This is a genomic window from Citrobacter sp. Cf116 (assembly GCF_030336505.1).
GTDB classification, from domain to species: Bacteria; Pseudomonadota; Gammaproteobacteria; order Enterobacterales; family Enterobacteriaceae; genus Citrobacter; species Citrobacter freundii.
This window is the reverse complement of sequence record NZ_JAOWEQ010000040.1, coordinates 253,264-270,134: the sequence shown is the minus strand read 5'-3', so window position 1 is coordinate 270,134 and position 16,871 is coordinate 253,264. Positions and strand designations below refer to the sequence as shown.

Below are 16,871 nucleotides of genomic sequence, written 5' to 3'. Positions count from 1 at the left end.
ATGCGTTTTTTTAACTGGCGCCGACAGGCGATTTTGAATGCAATGCCCCTTGTTAAGCCAGAGCAGATACGCACACCGTGGCATGAGTTCTGGCGTCGTTTCCGTCGACAGCACATGGCGATGTTCGCTGGGCTGTTTGTATTGCTCCTGATCATGGTCGCGATTTTTGCCCGCTGGCTGACGCCATTTGATGCGGAAAATTACTTCGATTATGACCGTTTGAATGATGGGCCGTCGATGCTGCACTGGTTTGGTGTCGATTCTCTGGGACGAGATATCTTTAGCCGCGTGCTGGTTGGCGCGCAAATCTCGCTGGCGGCGGGGGTTTTTGCCGTGTTTATTGGCGCGGCGATTGGCACAGTGCTGGGGCTGCTGGCGGGATACTACGAAGGTTGGTGGGATCGGCTGATTATGCGTATCTGCGATGTGCTGTTCGCCTTTCCCGGCATTCTGCTGGCGATAGCCGTGGTCGCCGTGCTGGGCAGCGGCATTGCGAACGTGATTATCGCCGTGGCCATTTTCTCCATTCCTGCTTTCGCGCGCCTGGTGCGCGGAAATACACTGGTGCTGAAGCAACAGACGTTTATTGAGTCTGCGCGCAGTATTGGTGCCAGCGATACGACCATCATTTTTAACCATATCCTGCCGGGTACGGTTTCATCGATCGTGGTCTTTTTTACCATGCGAATCGGCACGTCGATCATCTCTGCCGCGAGCCTGTCATTTCTGGGATTAGGCGCACAGCCGCCGACGCCGGAGTGGGGGGCAATGCTTAATGAAGCGCGCGCTGACATGGTGATCGCGCCGCACGTGGCGATTTTCCCGGCGGTAGCGATATTTCTGACGGTGCTGGCGTTTAACTTACTGGGAGATGGTCTGCGCGACGCGCTGGACCCGAAGATAAAAGGATAAATCACAGGCCGGATAAGACGTAATGCCTTATCCGGCCTACGGTTGAGTTACGCTTAATTAAACGCGTGAACCCCACAGATCGTATTCATCTGCGTTTTCGACCTTCACGCGGATGATATCACCAGGTTTCACCTTGGTTTCACCATTCAGGTATACCGCGCCGTCGATTTCCGGAGCATCAGCCATGCTACGACCAATTGCGCCTTCTTCGTCAACTTCATCAACGATAACCAGAATCTCGCGGCCCACTTTCTCTTGCAAACGTTCAGCAGAGATCTGCTGTTGCAATTGCATAAAGCGGTTCCAGCGTTCTTCTTTCACCTCTTCCGGGATTTGATCCGGCAGGTCATTAGCGCCAGCGCCTTCTACCGGGCTGTATTTAAAGCAGCCCACGCGATCCAGACGTGCTTCCTTCAGGAAGTCGAGCAACATTTGGAAGTCTTCTTCCGTTTCACCCGGGAAACCAACAATGAAGGTGGAGCGCAGCGTCAGTTCAGGGCAGATTTCACGCCACTGTTTGATGCGCGCCAGCTGTCTGTCTACGGAGCCTGGGCGTTTCATCAGTTTAAGAATACGCGGGCTGGCATGCTGTAACGGGATGTCCAGATACGGCAGGATTTTCCCTTCTGCCATCAGCGGGATCACGTCATCAACGTGCGGGTAGGGGTAGACGTAATGCAGGCGCGTCCAGATCCCCAGTTTTGATAACTGCTCGCACAGATCAACCATGCTGGTTTTTACCGGCTCGCCGTTATGGAAACCGGTACGATGCTTCACATCCACACCGTAAGCGGAGGTATCCTGAGAGATTACCAGAATCTCTTTCACGCCCGCATCGACCAGACGCTTGGCTTCGCTGAGGACGTCGCCAATCGGACGGCTCACCAGATCGCCGCGCATGGATGGAATAATGCAGAACGTACAGCGGTGATTACAGCCTTCAGAAATCTTCAGATAGGCGTAATGGCGCGGAGTCAGCTTGACACCCTGCTCAGGAACCAGGCTCAGGAACGGATTATGCTTTGGTTTGGGTACGTAATGGTGAACGTGCTCCAGAACCTGCTCGTAGCTATGCGGCCCGGTGATTTCCAGCACCTTCGGGTGGACTTCACGGATCTGATCGACTTTCGCGCCCAGACAACCGGTGACGATCACCTTGCCGTTTTCGTTAAGCGCTTCGCCGATTGCTTCCAGGGATTCCTGAACCGCACTGTCGATAAAGCCGCAGGTATTAACGATAACCATATCCGCGTCGTCGTAGCTTGGCACTACATCATAGCCTTCGGTACGAAGTTCGGTCAGGATGCGCTCAGAATCGACGAGGTTTTTCGGGCAGCCGAGGGAAACAAAGCCGATTTTCGGCTGGTGGGTTACATTGCTCATAGCGTAAAAAGTGTTCAGTTATTGGAATATTCAGGGCAGGGATTCTACAGAGTTCTGAACAAAAATTGTATCGCAATCTCAAATCATCAGCGGCCTGCCGGGCGCGGAATTAAAGATTATTTGTAAATTATGTTAATTTTAGGTGATGGATTGATCCTGGACACGACTTTGTTCAAAAAATAACCATACTATTAAGTTGCACCATAGTTGGAAAGAGGAGGAACAAAGTATGGTTGTTGACAGACTGAGAACCGATCTTCTCAACAAATTGATAAACGCCCGTATCGAACTTGCCGCTTATCTGCAGTTGAGAAAAGCGAAAGGCTACATGTCAGTCAGCGAGAGCGATCGTCTGCGTGATAATTTTTTTGCACTGAATCGCGAATTGCACGAACAATCACAGCTTCACGGTATGCATCTTGATCAGGAAGAGTGGAATGCCCTTCATCGTGCTGAAGGGGCGTTAGCCGCCGCCGCTGTTTGTCTTATGAGTGGACACCATGATTGTCCAACGTTTATCGCCGTTAACGCAGAGAAACTGGAAAACTGCCTGACAACGCTGACGCTGAGTATCCAGAGTTTGCAATCTTACCCAACGCTGGAACACGTCTGAATCAGGGGGAGGGCACTCCCCCTTTTTGTTAAGATTATGTAAATATGACGGAGTGATTCCCCTTGCTGGCTACGCTTTATGCAGAGCCATTAAGGAGGTGTTATGCGTCGACTCTTTCTCTGTGCTATCCCACTTGCGCTATTTTCCTCTTATGCCGTCGCGGTAAAAGTGGAAGTGCTGCAAACCAAACTCGATCACCCATGGTCACTGGCTTTTTTACCCGATAACCGCGGTATGCTCATTACGCTCAAAGGTGGACAGCTTCGACTCTGGCAGCCTGATAAAGGGCTTTCCGACCCGCTGACCGGCGTACCAAAAGTCTGGGCGAATGGTCAGGGCGGATTGCTTGATGTGGTGTTAGCTCCGGACTTTGAACGATCCCGCCGGGTGTGGCTAAGCTTCGCTGAAGCCGACCGCGAAGGCAAAGCGGGCACCGCGGTAGGCTACGGGCGATTGAGTGACGATCTCAAACACCTACAAGGATTTCAGACCGTTTTTCGCCAACAGCCAAAGCTATCCACCGGAAACCATTTTGGTGGACGTCTGGTGTTTGATGGCAACGGCTATCTGTTTATCGGCCTTGGTGAGAATAACCAACGTTCAACTGCTCAGGATCTGGATAAGCTGCAGGGCAAGGTCGTACGGCTGACCGATGAGGGCAAAATTCCACCGGATAATCCGTTTGTGAACATGGCGGGAGCGCGGGCAGAGATTTGGTCGTATGGCATCCGCAACCCGCAGGGTATGGCGATGAATCCGTGGAGTGATGTGTTGTGGCTCAATGAGCATGGCCCACGCGGAGGCGATGAAATTAATATCCCCGAGAAAGGGAAAAACTACGGTTGGCCTATCGCGACCTGGGGTGTTAACTACAGTGGTTTGAAAATTCCCGAAGCAAAAGGTCAAATTGTTGCTGGCACGGAACAACCCATCTTTTACTGGGAAAAGTCGCCAGCGGTCAGCGGAATGGCTTTTTATAATAGCGATACCTTTCCACAGTGGCGGCAGAAGTTGTTCATCGGCGCGTTGAAAGATAAAGAAGTGATCGTACTGAGCGTTAAAGGGAATACGGTCACTGAGGATGGTCGTCTGTTGCAGGAAAGGGGGCAACGGATCCGTGATGTGCGCGTCGGACCAGATGGTTATATGTACGTGTTAACCGACGAGTCCGACGGGGAATTACTAAAAGTGAGTCCCTGATTTGTTTAGCTGACCGGGATCATCACGATTTTTTGAAACGCCGGGCGCTCGGTCAGTTGCTGATACCAGCGTTCCAGATGCGGGCGCGGGGTCCAGCTCAGGCCAACGTTGAACAGGTTATAGATAAACGGTGCCACAGCGATATCCGCCGTGCCAAATTCAGCCCCGGAGAACCATGACTGGTCTGCCAGCGCGTTATCCAGAATGGCAAACAGGTTATCGCAAACTTGCTTACTGGCCTCAATGGCCGCTAGATCGCGCTGATCGGCAGGTGTTCTGACCAGGCCAAATAAGATAACCCGATGCGCAGGGCTTAGCGTCTGATTTGCCCAGTCCATCCATTTTTCGCCGACGGCGCGCGCGGCCGGTGCGTCAATCCACAAACGTTTTTGTCCGTACTGAGCGGCCAGATAGCGGACAATGGTATTGGATTCCCACAGCACAACGTCCGTTTCATCATCGCGTAGCAACGGGACCAGTCCGTTCGGGTTTAGTGCCAGATAGTCGGCATCGCGGTTACCGCCATGCTGTCCGCCCGCCAGAATTTGGTTATACGGCAGTTCCAGTTCCTCGAGCGTCCACAATACTTTTTTTACGTTGGTCGAGTTATTGCGACCCCACAGTGTAATCATAGTAACCCCGCAAATTAATTGAGCAGCTTTATGGCTGCAGATGCCATCTGACTAGCTCACATGGTGGGGTAAACCTAATATTTACGCAACAAAGTCTAAAAAAATCGTGCCAGGAGCAGCGCAGCGCGGCGTTATTGCATAAACTTTAAAAACTTTACCAACTTACGGTTTCTTTAAGCTCGTTAGTGCGTTATTACTCACCGCACTTATTTTACACGTCATCCATCAGACTTTTTCTGCATGGGTTGGTCGAGGTCGCTTGGCCGGTTTTGTGTAAACACGGTGTGGTATGACGTGGTTTTTTGGAATGGATACTCGGGTGGCATTTATGACGCAATACTTCTCTTCACTTCGCAGCTTTGCTGCAGGTTCTGCACTCTTAATCCTTTTGGCGCCGACCGTACAGGCGGCGGAGCAACCGACGGCCCCGCCGAGCGTGGACGCGCGCGCGTGGATTCTGATGGATTACGCCAGTGGCAAGGTGCTGGCGGAAGGTAATGCTGATGAGAAACTGGATCCTGCCAGTCTGACCAAAATCATGACCAGCTATGTGGTTGGGCAGGCGCTGAAGGCCGGAAAAATTAACCTCAACGACATGGTCACCGTGGGCAAAGACGCCTGGGCGACCGGTAATCCAGCCCTGCGCGGTTCGTCGGTCATGTTCCTCAAGCCCGGCGATCAGGTTGCGGTATCAGATCTGAATAAAGGCGTTATCATTCAGTCAGGTAACGATGCGTGTATTGCACTCGCTGATTACGTTGCCGGCAGCCAGGAATCCTTTATTGGTCTGATGAACGGCTATGCGAAAAAACTGGGGCTGACCAACACTACTTTCCAGACGGTGCACGGTCTGGATGCGGCAGGACAGTTCAGTACCGCACGTGATATGGCGCTGCTCGGGAAGGCGTTAATTCACGATGTGCCGGAAGAGTATGCTATTCACAAAGAGAAAGAATTTACCTTTAATAAAATTCGTCAACCGAACCGCAACCGTCTGTTGTGGAGCACCAACCTGAACGTGGATGGTATGAAAACCGGGACCACTGCCGGGGCGGGATACAACCTGGTGGCTTCCGCGACCCAGGGCGATATGCGCCTGATCTCCGTGGTGCTGGGGGCGAAAACCGATCGCATTCGTTTTAATGAGTCAGAAAAGCTGCTGACCTGGGGCTTCCGCTTCTTTGAAACCGTTACGCCGATCAAGCCGGATGCGACTTTCGTTACTCAGCGCGTATGGTTTGGCGATAAGAGTGAAGTGAATTTGGGTGCCGGAGAAGGTGGTTCTGTGACCATCCCGCGTGGCCAGCTCAAAAACCTGAAGGCCAGCTTTACCCTGACTGAACCACAGCTAACTGCACCGCTGAAGAAAGGTCAGGTTGTGGGCACTATCGACTTTCAGTTGAACGGAAAATCCATTGAGCAACGTCCGTTGATGGTGATGGAAGATGTGCAAGAGGGTGGTTTCTTTAGCCGCATGTGGGACTTTGTGATGATGAAATTCCACCAGTGGTTTGGTGGTTGGTTCTCTTAATCTTACCTATTGCCGGATGGCGCAATCGCCGTCCGGCAGTATCTCTTAATACTTCAGCGTGATACGTTGCGCTTTAGCGTACTCAACAAACTCATCGTCAGGGCGGTTATCACTGATAATGGTATCAAAGCGCTTTAATTCCCCCATCCTCGCAGGTCGCACCTTGCCAAACTTGCTGTGATCGACCACCAAAACGTGATGCTGCGCCATCGACATTGCCCAGTGCTTCACCGGCAGTTCTTCCAGATTAAAACAGGTCGCGCCTTTCTCGATATGAACGCCTGCCGCGGAATAAAAGGCGATATCCGGACAGAGATTGTTCAGCGTTTCCTGGAAGTCGAGCGGTTTAAAAATCGCGTTACTGGCATGGAATTCGCCACCACACAGAATGACGCGGCACTGCGGTTTTTCCTGCAGCACCAGAAACGTATTCAACGAGTAGCAGATTGCGGTGAAGGGCAGTTCATTGTCGATCGCTTCAATGATCCACGGCGTGGTAGTACCGCAATCGAAAAAGATGGTCTGATGCGCCTGCACGAGACTCGCCGCCAGCTGGGCGGCGCGACGTTTTTCATCAACCAGACGGGATTTTTGATCGCTGATTAAATAATGGTTAGCGCTGCGGGGTTCCAGAACAATATAGCCCCCGAGCAGTACGACGGGAGCATCATGATTATTCAGGTCGCGACGAATGGTCATCTCAGACACGCCCAGCAACGTTGCGGCTTCTTTGAGGTGTAATTTATCGCTGCGTTTCAGCGCCTGCAGTAATTGACCAATACGCTCGTCGCGTCGAGTTTCCATAGTTCCCCTGGAGAATAGAATAAGTGCTCAGTTTCGCGCTTAATACTACTCTTTTTACCGTGGGTTAGTCACGTACCCAACCTTTACGGATGGGGAGGGCGAAGCAGGCGCGATAGCAAGTTTGCAAGCCGAGGTACAGGGTCGCGCCAAAGCGCTGCCAGATCATCTGGGCGCTCAGACAGCCGATCAACCCAGCCAGTAATCCGCCCAGCATATCCAGCGGCCAGTGTACTCCAAGGTAAACCCGCGACCAGGCAATCGCCACGGCAACGACCATCAGCAGAGCGCCCGTCCACAGGCGATGCCAGAACAGGAAGGCCAGTGCAAAGGTAAAGATAACCGTACCGTGGTCACTCGGGAAAGAGTCATCTGCCGCATGATGCAGGAAGTTGTAACCAATGTGGTTTACAAACGGGCGATCGTGAGGGAACAGATGTCCCATCAGCCAGGAAATCGTCAGACCAACTATCAACGCAATGGCCATTTTGATGACCAACTGGCGCTGGAGCGTAACCTGACCGCGAGGTCCCCATAGCCAGAGCACAACGGCTAACAGCGGCACAATGCTGATCAGATCTTTGGCAATGAAAATGGCGAGCGAAATTGCCCATTGCGCAGAGTCGGGTGTTGCATTGATCAGGTAAAAAAGTGAGTTGTTCAGATTTTCCAGCATAACGTCCAGACTCAGTGTAATCGTTGAAAAGGCCCATGGGAGCGAGAGCATAAAATTGCTTTCACGGGATAAAAAGCGGTCTTGTCTTATTTGTCTGCTAAATGACTATTTTTAAGACAATTAATGAGACTTATTGAGCATGATAGCGGTCTCAACTTAAATTAACCTTAAAGCAAAATCTTCTTGAGCAAATGAATGTAAAAATGTGCGCATTTTGCTTTCAAATCACATAATTCACTATCACCAGTACGGCGCATTTATTACACTTTGCGCGATTTTTCTATAGCTAAGAGACTGCATGCAGAACCGTTTATCTTCAGGCGCCCGTTTGGGGCGTCAGGCATTACTTTTCCCTCTCTGTCTGGTGCTTTACGAATTCTCTACTTATATCGGCAACGATATGATCCAGCCTGGAATGTTGGCGGTAGTGGAGCAATACAATGCCGGATTAGATTGGGTACCCACATCCATGACCGCCTATCTGGCTGGCGGCATGTTTTTACAGTGGTTGTTAGGACCGCTATCGGATCGTGTTGGGCGTCGTCCGGTGATGTTAACCGGCGTGCTCTGGTTCATCGTGACCTGCCTTGCGACCCTGCTTGCACAGAATATTGAGCAATTTACTTTCCTGCGTTTTTTGCAGGGGATAAGCCTGTGCTTCATTGGCGCGGTGGGTTACGCCGCCATTCAGGAGTCCTTTGAAGAAGCGGTCTGCATAAAAATTACCGCGCTGATGGCAAACGTGGCGCTGATTGCGCCGCTGCTGGGTCCGTTGGTAGGCGCAGCCTGGGTACATGTTCTGCCGTGGGAAGGGATGTTTATCCTGTTTGCTGCTCTGGCGGCCATCTCCTTTTTTGGTTTGCAACGCGCGATGCCGGAAACGGCAACCCGGCTGGGTGAAAAGCTGTCCATTAAAGAGCTGGGCAAGGATTATAAGTTGGTGCTAAGGAACGTGCGTTTCGTTGCAGGCGCACTGGCGTTGGGTTTTGTCAGCCTGCCGTTACTGGCGTGGATTGCGCAATCTCCGATTATTATCATCAGCGGAGAACATCTTAGTAGTTACGAATATGGCCTGTTGCAGGTGCCGATTTTTGGTGCGCTGATTGCCGGTAACCTGGTGCTGGCGCGTCTGACTTCGCGAAAAACCGTGCGTTCGCTGATTATCATGGGCGGCTGGCCAATTGCCGTTGGCCTGATTATTGCCGCTGCGGCCACGGTGGTGTCATCTCATGCATATCTATGGATGACGGCGGGTTTGAGTATCTATGCGTTTGGTATTGGCGTGGCGAATGCGGGGCTGGTGCGCCTGACGCTGTTTGCCAGTGAAATGAGTAAAGGTACGGTTTCTGCCGCAATGGGTATGTTGCAGATGCTGATTTTTACCGTTGGTATCGAGCTGAGTAAACACGCTTATCTGCTGGGAGGCAACGGCTTGTTCAGCTTGTTCAATCTGGCCAGCGGCGTGCTGTGGCTGATTCTGATGGTGATCTTCCTGAAAGATAAACGGGTAGGGGATTCCCGGGAAGGCTAAAGCCCGGTTGCCCGGGCCTGGCAGAAACTTAGTGGTGATCGTCAATCTGATGTTCGATGATCATGCCTTCACCGACGCTGGCAACATGTCGCGCATAAGGATGTGCGCGATAAACAGGAGCCGGGGCAGGTGCCGGGGCAACATACACCGTTTGTGGCGCAGTAGTCACGTTGACCGCCTGCGGCACGCTGACGGAAGAGGGCACGATCACCACTTTATAACCGCTTGGTACATCAACGGTAACGCTTTGTGCAAATACTGACCCTGCAAAACCCAGCAACAATGTCGCCATCAGTACACTTTTCTTCATAATCCGCTCACCTGAAATATTCACTGGAAGTAATAATCCAGTGGGTTAATTTGAGGCGGATTATGAATAGATCATGCCATCATTTTGTTGCCGTCTGTGCTGAGGCGTTAATGCGTAAACGGTGCTTCATTCTTTAACACGCGGTCGATAATATCCAGGACGCCCTCTTCGTTGTTCGATCCCGCGCGATATTTCGCCGCCTTGATAACCGGCTCATGGGCGTTGGCCATTGCAAAACTAAATCCCGCCTGGCGCAGCATCTCAATATCATTTCCGCCATCGCCAAACACAACAACCTCATCGTCGTTAATATTCCAGCGTTGTTGCAGCAGCCGCAGACCATTTGCCTTATGCACGCCGGGAATAATTAAATCGATGCTGCCGTAGCCGGTATGCACCGGCACCATAATGTCGCCAATCGCCTCGTGGAGATCGGCCTGCACCTGTGGGATTCTGTCGTCGGAAATATTCAGCCCGAACTTGAAGAAAACGTCGTTAAGATTATCAAAATTATCTACAAATTCGAGACGATGATAATACATGGCGGAAACAGCTTTATGTTCATCGCTGTACTGCTTCAGCGTGTAGGCGCTGCTTTTACCACAGGCAATAATATCAATGTCCGTACGGGTGAGCAGATGTTCAACGATGGCCTGGAAATCATCCTTTGCCAGTTCGCCGTTAAAAACATCTTCACCTTCACTGACTACCCAACCGCCGTTTTCGGCAACAAATGAGATCTCACTGGCCAGTTCGGGGAAAAAGGAAATCAACTGATAATATTGATTGCCGCTGGCGACCACAAAGCGGATCCCTTGTTCTTTCATCTGGCGGTATTGCGCCATAAAGCGCTCACGGTTATAGGTTTTTTGGTCACTTAAAAATGTGCCATCCATGTCGACCGCAATTAATTTGATACTCATTAGCTGTTCTCCATCACCGTGGTATTTTTGAGATCCGGTTTCGCCACCGCTTTCGCGACGATGGCGGCAACAAGCACCAGCGCCAGCACCACCAGCATAGCGCTGCGCAGGCCGTAGTGTTCACCCAGGTAGCCCAGCAGCGGCGGTCCAACCAGGAACGCCAGATAGCCGGTTGTTGCGACAACGCTGACGCGGGTTGGTGCATCGGGACCGGTGTCGCTGGCGGCTGAAATGGTCAGCGGGAAGCCGAGTGATGCACCGAGTCCCCACAAAATAACGGAAACTCCTGCCACCCAAGAGCTGTCGACAAAAATAATCAGGCTAATCCCGAGAGCGCCCATCAGCGCACTGGCGCGCACCACCGTGACGCGGCTGTAGCGGTCGATGAACCAGCCGCCAGTAAAGCGGCCAACGGTCATGCCCAGCGTAAATCCGGCATAAATCAGAGAGCCTGATGTTGGGCTAAACCCATGACCGTCCACCATCAGCAGCGGAAGCCAGTCGTTGGCGGAACCTTCAGCAAATGCCATTGCGAGCACCACGACGCCAATCAGCAATAACTGGATATCGCGATAAAAAGGCAGTCCTTTTTCACCGGAGGGAGAACCATCAGCGGCATTTTTACCCGTGCCGTCAGGAATTGCTTTGATGGCGATAAAGATAGGAGTGATAGCTACCAGCGCCGCCAGCAGAATATGCGCGTTTGCCGGGACGCTGAAGGCGGTAAGCATCATCCCAACTCCTGCGCCCGCCAGCGTTCCCAGGCTGTAAAAACCATGCATCATCGGCAGCACGGTTTTATTCATTTCGCGTTCAACCGCCGCGCCTTCGACGTTGATGGCCACTTCTGCTGCGCCAAAGCTGGCGCCAAACACGGCCAGACCAAATGCGAAAAGCCAGGCGGAATGCAGCCAGAGCGCCACGCTGAGGATAGCCATCCCAATGACCGCACATGACATGGTAGTGCGGATCACTTTGCGCGTGCCAAATCGTTTCACCAGCCAGGCCGAACAAAGAATGCCACTCATCGAACCAATAGAGAGTCCAAACAGTACCGCGCCCATTTCGGCGGTAGAGATTGAGAGGATATCTCTGATGGCAGGGGTACGCGTTGCCCAGGAGGCCATTAATAATCCTGGTAAAAAGAAGAACGTGAACAGCGCCCAGGTGCGACGTCTTAAGGCTTTGCGTGATGAGATGCCAGTCATGAATTCGAGCCAAAGAAAAGAGGAAAGAAGACAACATTAGCAAGGTTGTGTACATTTGTACACAAATGCAAGAAGAGGAAATGCAGTGCGACGTGCAAACGATCCGCAGCGGCGGGAAAAAATAGTTCAGGCCACCCTTAAGGCGATAGTAATCCATGGTATTCATGGGGTTACACACCGTAAAATCGCTATGATTGCCGAGGTGCCACTGGGCTCAATGACCTATTATTTTGCAGGAATAGATGATCTGCTGTTGGAGGCATTCAGCTGTTTTACGCATACTATGTCTCAGCAGTACCAGGATTTTTTTGCCGACGTTGCTGATGCGCAGACGGCCTGCCATGCGATTACCGATATGATTTACGGCTCCCAGGTCACAACGCCTGATAATATGGAGCTCATGTATCAGCTGTATGCTTTCGCCAGCCGTAAACCAGCGTTGAAAACGGTGATGCAGAACTGGATGCTACGCAGCCAACAAACGTTAGAGCAGTGGTTTGATCCGGTTACGGCGCGGGCGCTGGATGCGTTTATTGAAGGAATGACGCTGCATTTTGTCACGGATAAAAAACCGCTGCAGCGAGAAGATATTCTGATGATGGTGGAGCGTATTGCCGAATTGCCGCAGAGATAAAATCCTCAAAATGGTTTGTCGAGGCGGGTAACGGCCTGACGTAAAAAATCAATGACTTTTACCGCCTCTGGCGTCAACGGTCGGGCGGCTTTTTTTACCGTCCCGACATCCATGTAAGTAATAAAATCATCAATCGTTCTGTGCATGACGCGCAGACCATCCAGTGACCACGGGCGATACACCAGGTCGGATAAAATGGTTATCCCTCTGCCTTTTGCAACCAGACTTCTTATTGCTTCAAAAGAGTTGCTGCGAAAACTGATATTGGGCGTATAGCCACGCTGCTGCCAGTAATCGATGATTACGTCAGGGTATTTATCGGTTTCCAGCAGTAAAAATGGTAGTTTCTCGACGTCTATTAAACGGATCGATGCCTGGCTCTGTAGCGGATGCCCAATAGACGTCCACAGGCGGCGCTGTGAACGAATAAATGTTTCGATCTCCAGGTCGTTATCATGGTTGATATTTGAGGTCAGAAGCAGGCAAAAATCGACCTTTTGTTCCCGTAGCGCCTGTACCAGTTCCGGTGCAGTGGCTTCATAAAACACGATCTCCAGCAAAGGGAAACGTCGTTCAATATCGTTGAGTATATCCGGAATAAGATAGGCAGAGAGCGTTTCGGCAATGCCTATGCGCACTGTGCCGGTGAGAATTTCGCTCCTGTCATGCAGGGCGTCAATAGCCGAGTGGCTACTATTGATGATGTTGCAGGCATGTGCCAGAAAGCGCTCGCCCTCAGCGGTGAGCTTCACACCTTTGGGATAACGTACAAATAGCTGCACGTCTAATGCTTCTTCCAGGTTCCGCATGGCAATGGTCATTGATGACTGAGAAATATGACAGCGTGCAGCAGCTTTGGAAATTTGTAATGTTTCTGCAAGCGCGATGTAAAACTCAAGTTGCCTTAGCGTAAATTTCATAGTTTTAATCTATGCAGATGGATAAAAACGTTATATTAGCATTCATTCTCACGCCGCCGTAGCCTTGTGGTCATACCGTACAACTGACAATAAGGCGCAAATATGCCCTATCTTTTACTCAGTCTGGCTGCCTGTTTTTGGGGTGGAAATTATGTGATTGGTCATCTCTTGGTTGCTGAAGTTAATCCCATCGTTTTATCAGCGGCACGCTGGGTATTTACCGCGTTATTATTGATGACGCTCTATTTTCGTCAGGTCACAGAGCAATGGCCGGTGATGAAAAAATCCTTTGGTACTATCGTCTTCCTTGCGCTTTGTGGTCAGGTTCTTTTCCCCTTAACGTTGTATATCGGCTTGCAATATACAACCTCGCTTAATGCCGCGATTTATATGTCCACCACCCCGGCGCTCGTACTGTTAATCAATAAGTTCTTTTTTAAAGAGCGGATTTCTGCGCGAAATATAGCTGGTGTGATCCTGAGTACTGTTGGTGTTATATGGCTGGTGTCGCAGGGTGATGTGATAAATGCGCGGGTATTTGCACATCTGAATCAGGGCGATTTCTGGACCATGGGGTCAGCGTTAAGTTGGGCCGTCTATTGTGCCTTTTTACGCATTAAACCGCGTGAGGTAAAGGGAAACGCCTTTGTCGCAGTGAGCGCGCTGTTAGGTGCGATTGTACTTATTCCGGTACTGGCTCTGGAGTTGATACGCAATGGTATGCCGGGATGGAATAGCTATGCCAATACAGGCGTTGTTACTGGGCTGGCATACCTTATTATTTTTCCTTCGTGGCTGTCATATCTATTATGGAACAAAGGGATTAGCGCCATCGGCGCAACGCGTGGAGAGATTTATTCACACTTGATCCCATTGAGTGGCGGATTATTTAGCGTGATGTTTTTGCACGTCATTCTGCATTCATATCATCTGGTGAGCGCGTTGGTTATTATGTGCGGTATAGCATTGTGTTCCCGTCCGAGTGCAAAAAAAGCTCGTAGCAGCGCATGGCGTGAAAAGCGGGTAAATTAACTTACGGTGGCGCCCCCGGTAATATTTACCACTGTGGCGGTCATGGCGCTGGCATGGTCTGAAGCGAGAAAGGTTGTAACCTCAGCGATTTGTGCAAGCGTAGGCAGGCGCGCGAGCATGGTACTTTGCGCCGCCCCCCCTAACCATTGATCGACGGTTAAACCCATTGACTGTGCTTTAGCGGTGAAAATTTCTCCGGTATAGGAGCCAGCCGCTACAGCATCCACAATCGCATGCGACCGCACGCCGACGACACGAATGTTTATTGGTCCCGTCTCGCTGGCGAGCGCCTTAATAAAAGCCTCTGTTCCTGCACAGCCGACGATATGGCCGAGATGCCCGGGCATCGCCATCGGGGCTGCGGGCGCAACGATGGTGAGAATAACGCCCGGTCGATTGCCGCCCATGTGCGGCGTTACGGCTTTTGCGATATTGAACTGCGCCGCAAGAAAAGGGGTGATACCGCTCATAAACTCAGAGAGGGATAATGCATCGATGCGTTTGCCCTGTTCGTGCATAAATCCCGTTGCGTTTACCACCACATCTATTCCACCGGTTTGCTGTACAAGGCGGGTAACTTCCTTCGATGCGTTGTGCTCGTCGAGTACATCGGTGATAAAGGTTTCGACTGTACCACCCGCCATTCGGATGCCACTTGCGGTCCAATCCAGCTTTTCCTGACGGCGCGCGCCCAGATACACATGGACTCCTTCGCGCGCCATAGTATGCGCAACTGCACTACCAATAGCGCCGCTGCCACCGAAGATCATTGCGACTTTGCCTGAGAGTAACATAGCAACCCCATCACCATTTAGCACCGAGTAAAGTATGTGCCATAACGGGCATGCTGCAAATTTGAGAAAGCGTTTCCGGGGAACCTCACTCAGCGATGAAAATCAGGTTATGTCGGGGACATTGCTGCTATAGGTCTTATAGCAGCAATGTCTATCAGCTCATTTTAACGCCGATCAGTTACTGTAAGTGTTTGATATTTCTTTAACATGTATATCATTATCAAAATTATCAAAAGCAAGTACATCATCCAGATGCTGGTATTTAGCTCAATTAAAAAACTACCGACACCTCCGATAACTGACGGAATAACCAGCGAGGCGGCTCCCATCAACGCAGAGGTCGCTCCCAGGTTGGTGCGCTGGCTGGACATGGTCAGGTAGGTATAGAGTGATTCGAACATCCCTCCAGCAAACATCAGGATAATAAAGAAGAATATAAAAATATTGACGTGATAACTAAGTATTATTAATGGAATACACAGTACAATAAATGAGGCGATGATTTTCAGCCACGAATTCAAAATTTGCGGCGCAGACCGTTTCTTAAGAAGTTTACCTGATAATGCAGCCCCCAGCAGTAGGAAGCCTCCAATAATTGATGAAAGCACACCAAATTGCGTTGATGAGTATCCAAACGTAACCATAAAAATAAATGGGGAGGCTGTGACATAGCAATAAATCAGCGAAAATGACAGACCAAGAGACAGACAAGGTAGATAAAATCGAGGTTGTTTGCTGATCTCTTTATACGTATTAAATGATGATTTTAATGAATAGGCAACCCTTCTCTCATGACTGAGTGTTTCAGGGAAGTTAAAATAAACGTATATTAACGTTATAATAGCATAGCCACATATCATTAAAAAAATTGCGCGCCATCCCCATAAGTCATTAATTATCCCTCCCAGCAGGGGCGAAGCAATGGGAACGACACCTTCGATAGTGATGATGATGGCATACAGCGTCGCGGCCACTGAACCACGAGTTACATCTCGAACTGCGCTGATTGCTGTAACCAGCGTTATTGATATAGAAAGACCTTGTATGACACGGATCGCCAGAAACATAACCAGATCGGTTGAGAGCGTGAGACAATATGTTGTCACGCCATAAATAACCGCACCTGTAAGCATAATTTTTCGCCGGCCAATAGCATCAGATAATGGACCAAAAATTAGCTGTCCAAAACCAATGCATAGGGTATAAACCATAATCGACAACTGCGTGGTTGAGACATTTTTTTCAAATTCTTTTGCGATGTCGGGAATTGAAGGTAAATAAGTGTCCACTCCCAGAATCCCCATTATCGTCAACATGGCCAGGCCGACAGTAAAGTAAACTATGTTCTTTCTATGAATAACAGTTTGCAGCTTCATTACTTATCACCATGAGTAAATTAAAAGCATGAAAAAGTTCACTATTTAAATAGAGATGTTGTGGATAATTATCGTGTAGGCAATAAAACAGAGTTGAAATGAACTGTCAAACTTTTGACTCAAAAAAATTGAGATATGAGTCACAGGTATATAGCCATAATTTTCGATGGTAGGGTTCCAGTTAAATCTAATTGTGTTTGATTGCCAGGCAGCACGAGGAACCATAAGTACACTGACTTCGAATACGGGCATACTGTTGGTGTTGGTGTTGGTGTTGGTGTTGGTGTTGGTGTTGGTGTTGGTGTTGGTGTTGGTGTTGGTGTTGGTGTGGGCGTACGTGATTGATTTTTTCAGTAGTAAATTTCAGGCAACAAAAAACCCATCAACCTTGAACC

Annotated in this window: 17 protein-coding genes; 7 read left to right on the top strand and 10 right to left on the bottom strand. The window is 50.2% G+C overall.

Annotation, left to right across the window (positions count from 1 at the left end):
* Entirely contained in the window at positions 1 to 912 is a 912-nt protein-coding gene (gene gsiD, locus OGV74_RS18015) for a glutathione ABC transporter permease GsiD (protein ID WP_003035302.1), read from the top strand.
* A gap of 57 nt (positions 913 to 969) precedes the next feature.
* On the opposite strand, the gene rimO is transcribed toward gsiD, so the two are convergent.
* Positions 970 to 2,295 (bottom strand): 30S ribosomal protein S12 methylthiotransferase RimO, encoded by a 1,326-nt coding sequence (gene rimO / locus OGV74_RS18010; protein ID WP_003035305.1) that lies wholly within the window; start codon positions 2,293 to 2,295, stop codon positions 970 to 972.
* Positions 2,296 to 2,524: 229 nt separating this feature from the next.
* On the opposite strand from rimO, the gene bssR reads away from it, so the two are divergent.
* Both bssR and OGV74_RS18000 read left to right on the top strand, forming a co-directional pair.
* Positions 2,525 to 2,908 (top strand): biofilm formation regulator BssR, encoded by a 384-nt coding sequence (gene bssR, locus OGV74_RS18005; protein ID WP_003035308.1) that lies wholly within the window; start codon positions 2,525 to 2,527, stop codon positions 2,906 to 2,908.
* A gap of 102 nt (positions 2,909 to 3,010) precedes the next feature.
* Positions 3,011 to 4,108, top strand: a complete 1,098-nt coding sequence (locus OGV74_RS18000) for a PQQ-dependent sugar dehydrogenase (protein WP_048216664.1) — start codon at positions 3,011 to 3,013, stop codon at positions 4,106 to 4,108.
* Positions 4,109 to 4,113: 5 nt separating this feature from the next.
* On the opposite strand, the gene OGV74_RS17995 is transcribed toward OGV74_RS18000, so the two are convergent.
* The gene (locus tag OGV74_RS17995; RefSeq protein ID WP_049003168.1) at positions 4,114 to 4,740 is read right to left on the bottom strand and encodes a glutathione S-transferase family protein; all 627 of its coding nucleotides are present in this window, start codon (positions 4,738 to 4,740) and stop codon (positions 4,114 to 4,116) included.
* A gap of 328 nt (positions 4,741 to 5,068) precedes the next feature.
* On the opposite strand from OGV74_RS17995, the gene dacC reads away from it, so the two are divergent.
* Positions 5,069 to 6,271, top strand: coding sequence for a serine-type D-Ala-D-Ala carboxypeptidase (dacC, locus tag OGV74_RS17990; protein WP_003035316.1), 1,203 nt, complete (start codon positions 5,069 to 5,071; stop codon positions 6,269 to 6,271).
* Between the two features lie 45 nt (positions 6,272 to 6,316).
* On the opposite strand, the gene deoR is transcribed toward dacC, so the two are convergent.
* Together deoR and ybjG are read right to left on the bottom strand one after the other, a co-directional pair.
* Positions 6,317 to 7,075, bottom strand: a complete 759-nt coding sequence (gene deoR / locus OGV74_RS17985) for a DNA-binding transcriptional repressor DeoR (protein ID WP_003836960.1) — start codon at positions 7,073 to 7,075, stop codon at positions 6,317 to 6,319.
* Positions 7,076 to 7,139: 64 nt separating this feature from the next.
* A complete protein-coding gene (gene ybjG / locus OGV74_RS17980) occupies positions 7,140 to 7,748 on the bottom strand; it encodes an undecaprenyl-diphosphate phosphatase (RefSeq protein WP_003836958.1) in 609 nt (202 codons plus the stop codon).
* A gap of 298 nt (positions 7,749 to 8,046) precedes the next feature.
* Between ybjG and OGV74_RS17975 the strand changes: the two genes are divergently transcribed.
* A complete protein-coding gene (locus tag OGV74_RS17975) occupies positions 8,047 to 9,279 on the top strand; it encodes an MFS transporter (RefSeq protein ID WP_003836956.1) in 1,233 nt (410 codons plus the stop codon).
* 28 nt (positions 9,280 to 9,307) lie between these two features.
* On the opposite strand, the gene OGV74_RS17970 is transcribed toward OGV74_RS17975, so the two are convergent.
* From OGV74_RS17970 to OGV74_RS17960, 3 genes are all read right to left on the bottom strand, one after another.
* Positions 9,308 to 9,589 carry a hypothetical protein gene (locus tag OGV74_RS17970; protein ID WP_003035330.1) on the bottom strand — a complete coding sequence of 94 codons (282 nt, stop codon included), beginning with the start codon at positions 9,587 to 9,589 and terminating at the stop codon, positions 9,308 to 9,310.
* Between the two features lie 107 nt (positions 9,590 to 9,696).
* Positions 9,697 to 10,512, bottom strand: a complete 816-nt coding sequence (locus OGV74_RS17965; RefSeq protein WP_003035335.1) for a Cof-type HAD-IIB family hydrolase — start codon at positions 10,510 to 10,512, stop codon at positions 9,697 to 9,699.
* Complete coding sequence (locus OGV74_RS17960) at positions 10,512 to 11,720, bottom strand: MFS transporter (protein WP_003836950.1); 1,209 nt, start codon at positions 11,718 to 11,720, stop codon at positions 10,512 to 10,514. The genes OGV74_RS17965 and OGV74_RS17960 overlap by 1 nt, the downstream gene beginning before the upstream one ends.
* 85 nt (positions 11,721 to 11,805) lie before the next feature.
* On the opposite strand from OGV74_RS17960, the gene OGV74_RS17955 reads away from it, so the two are divergent.
* A complete protein-coding gene (locus OGV74_RS17955) occupies positions 11,806 to 12,354 on the top strand; it encodes a TetR/AcrR family transcriptional regulator (RefSeq protein ID WP_061548820.1) in 549 nt (182 codons plus the stop codon).
* A 5-nt stretch (positions 12,355 to 12,359) separates the two neighbouring features.
* Here OGV74_RS17955 and OGV74_RS17950 read toward each other — a convergent pair whose 3' ends face one another.
* The gene (locus tag OGV74_RS17950) at positions 12,360 to 13,274 is read right to left on the bottom strand and encodes a LysR family transcriptional regulator (RefSeq protein WP_048219203.1); all 915 of its coding nucleotides are present in this window, start codon (positions 13,272 to 13,274) and stop codon (positions 12,360 to 12,362) included.
* A gap of 102 nt (positions 13,275 to 13,376) precedes the next feature.
* On the opposite strand from OGV74_RS17950, the gene OGV74_RS17945 reads away from it, so the two are divergent.
* Positions 13,377 to 14,306, top strand: coding sequence for a DMT family transporter (locus OGV74_RS17945; protein WP_086503871.1), 930 nt, complete (start codon positions 13,377 to 13,379; stop codon positions 14,304 to 14,306).
* Here the strand turns inward: OGV74_RS17945 and OGV74_RS17940 are convergent.
* Both OGV74_RS17940 and OGV74_RS17935 read right to left on the bottom strand, forming a co-directional pair.
* Positions 14,303 to 15,100, bottom strand: coding sequence for an SDR family NAD(P)-dependent oxidoreductase (locus tag OGV74_RS17940; protein ID WP_086503872.1), 798 nt, complete (start codon positions 15,098 to 15,100; stop codon positions 14,303 to 14,305). The two genes, OGV74_RS17945 and OGV74_RS17940, sit on opposite strands and share 4 nt — an antisense overlap.
* A gap of 164 nt (positions 15,101 to 15,264) precedes the next feature.
* Positions 15,265 to 16,476, bottom strand: a complete 1,212-nt coding sequence (locus OGV74_RS17935; RefSeq protein WP_086503873.1) for a multidrug effflux MFS transporter — start codon at positions 16,474 to 16,476, stop codon at positions 15,265 to 15,267.
* Positions 16,477 to 16,871: the final 395 nt, after the last annotated feature.

What these genes read in the sequence shown, in the direction of transcription:
- gsiD (WP_003035302.1), top strand. Translation starts at nt 1, where the DNA reads ATGCGTTTTTTTAACTGGCGCCGACAGGCGATTTTGAATGCAATGCCC.
- rimO (WP_003035305.1), bottom strand. Translation starts at nt 2,295, where the DNA reads ATGAGCAATGTAACCCACCAGCCGAAAATCGGCTTTGTTTCCCTCGGC.
- bssR (WP_003035308.1), top strand. Translation starts at nt 2,525, where the DNA reads ATGGTTGTTGACAGACTGAGAACCGATCTTCTCAACAAATTGATAAAC.
- OGV74_RS18000 (WP_048216664.1), top strand. Translation starts at nt 3,011, where the DNA reads ATGCGTCGACTCTTTCTCTGTGCTATCCCACTTGCGCTATTTTCCTCT.
- OGV74_RS17995 (WP_049003168.1), bottom strand. Translation starts at nt 4,740, where the DNA reads ATGATTACACTGTGGGGTCGCAATAACTCGACCAACGTAAAAAAAGTA.
- dacC (WP_003035316.1), top strand. Translation starts at nt 5,069, where the DNA reads ATGACGCAATACTTCTCTTCACTTCGCAGCTTTGCTGCAGGTTCTGCA.
- deoR (WP_003836960.1), bottom strand. Translation starts at nt 7,075, where the DNA reads ATGGAAACTCGACGCGACGAGCGTATTGGTCAATTACTGCAGGCGCTG.
- ybjG (WP_003836958.1), bottom strand. Translation starts at nt 7,748, where the DNA reads ATGCTGGAAAATCTGAACAACTCACTTTTTTACCTGATCAATGCAACA.
- OGV74_RS17975 (WP_003836956.1), top strand. Translation starts at nt 8,047, where the DNA reads ATGCAGAACCGTTTATCTTCAGGCGCCCGTTTGGGGCGTCAGGCATTA.
- OGV74_RS17970 (WP_003035330.1), bottom strand. Translation starts at nt 9,589, where the DNA reads ATGAAGAAAAGTGTACTGATGGCGACATTGTTGCTGGGTTTTGCAGGG.
- OGV74_RS17965 (WP_003035335.1), bottom strand. Translation starts at nt 10,512, where the DNA reads ATGAGTATCAAATTAATTGCGGTCGACATGGATGGCACATTTTTAAGT.
- OGV74_RS17960 (WP_003836950.1), bottom strand. Translation starts at nt 11,720, where the DNA reads ATGACTGGCATCTCATCACGCAAAGCCTTAAGACGTCGCACCTGGGCG.
- OGV74_RS17950 (WP_048219203.1), bottom strand. Translation starts at nt 13,274, where the DNA reads ATGAAATTTACGCTAAGGCAACTTGAGTTTTACATCGCGCTTGCAGAA.
- OGV74_RS17945 (WP_086503871.1), top strand. Translation starts at nt 13,377, where the DNA reads ATGCCCTATCTTTTACTCAGTCTGGCTGCCTGTTTTTGGGGTGGAAAT.
- OGV74_RS17940 (WP_086503872.1), bottom strand. Translation starts at nt 15,100, where the DNA reads ATGTTACTCTCAGGCAAAGTCGCAATGATCTTCGGTGGCAGCGGCGCT.
- OGV74_RS17935 (WP_086503873.1), bottom strand. Translation starts at nt 16,476, where the DNA reads ATGAAGCTGCAAACTGTTATTCATAGAAAGAACATAGTTTACTTTACT.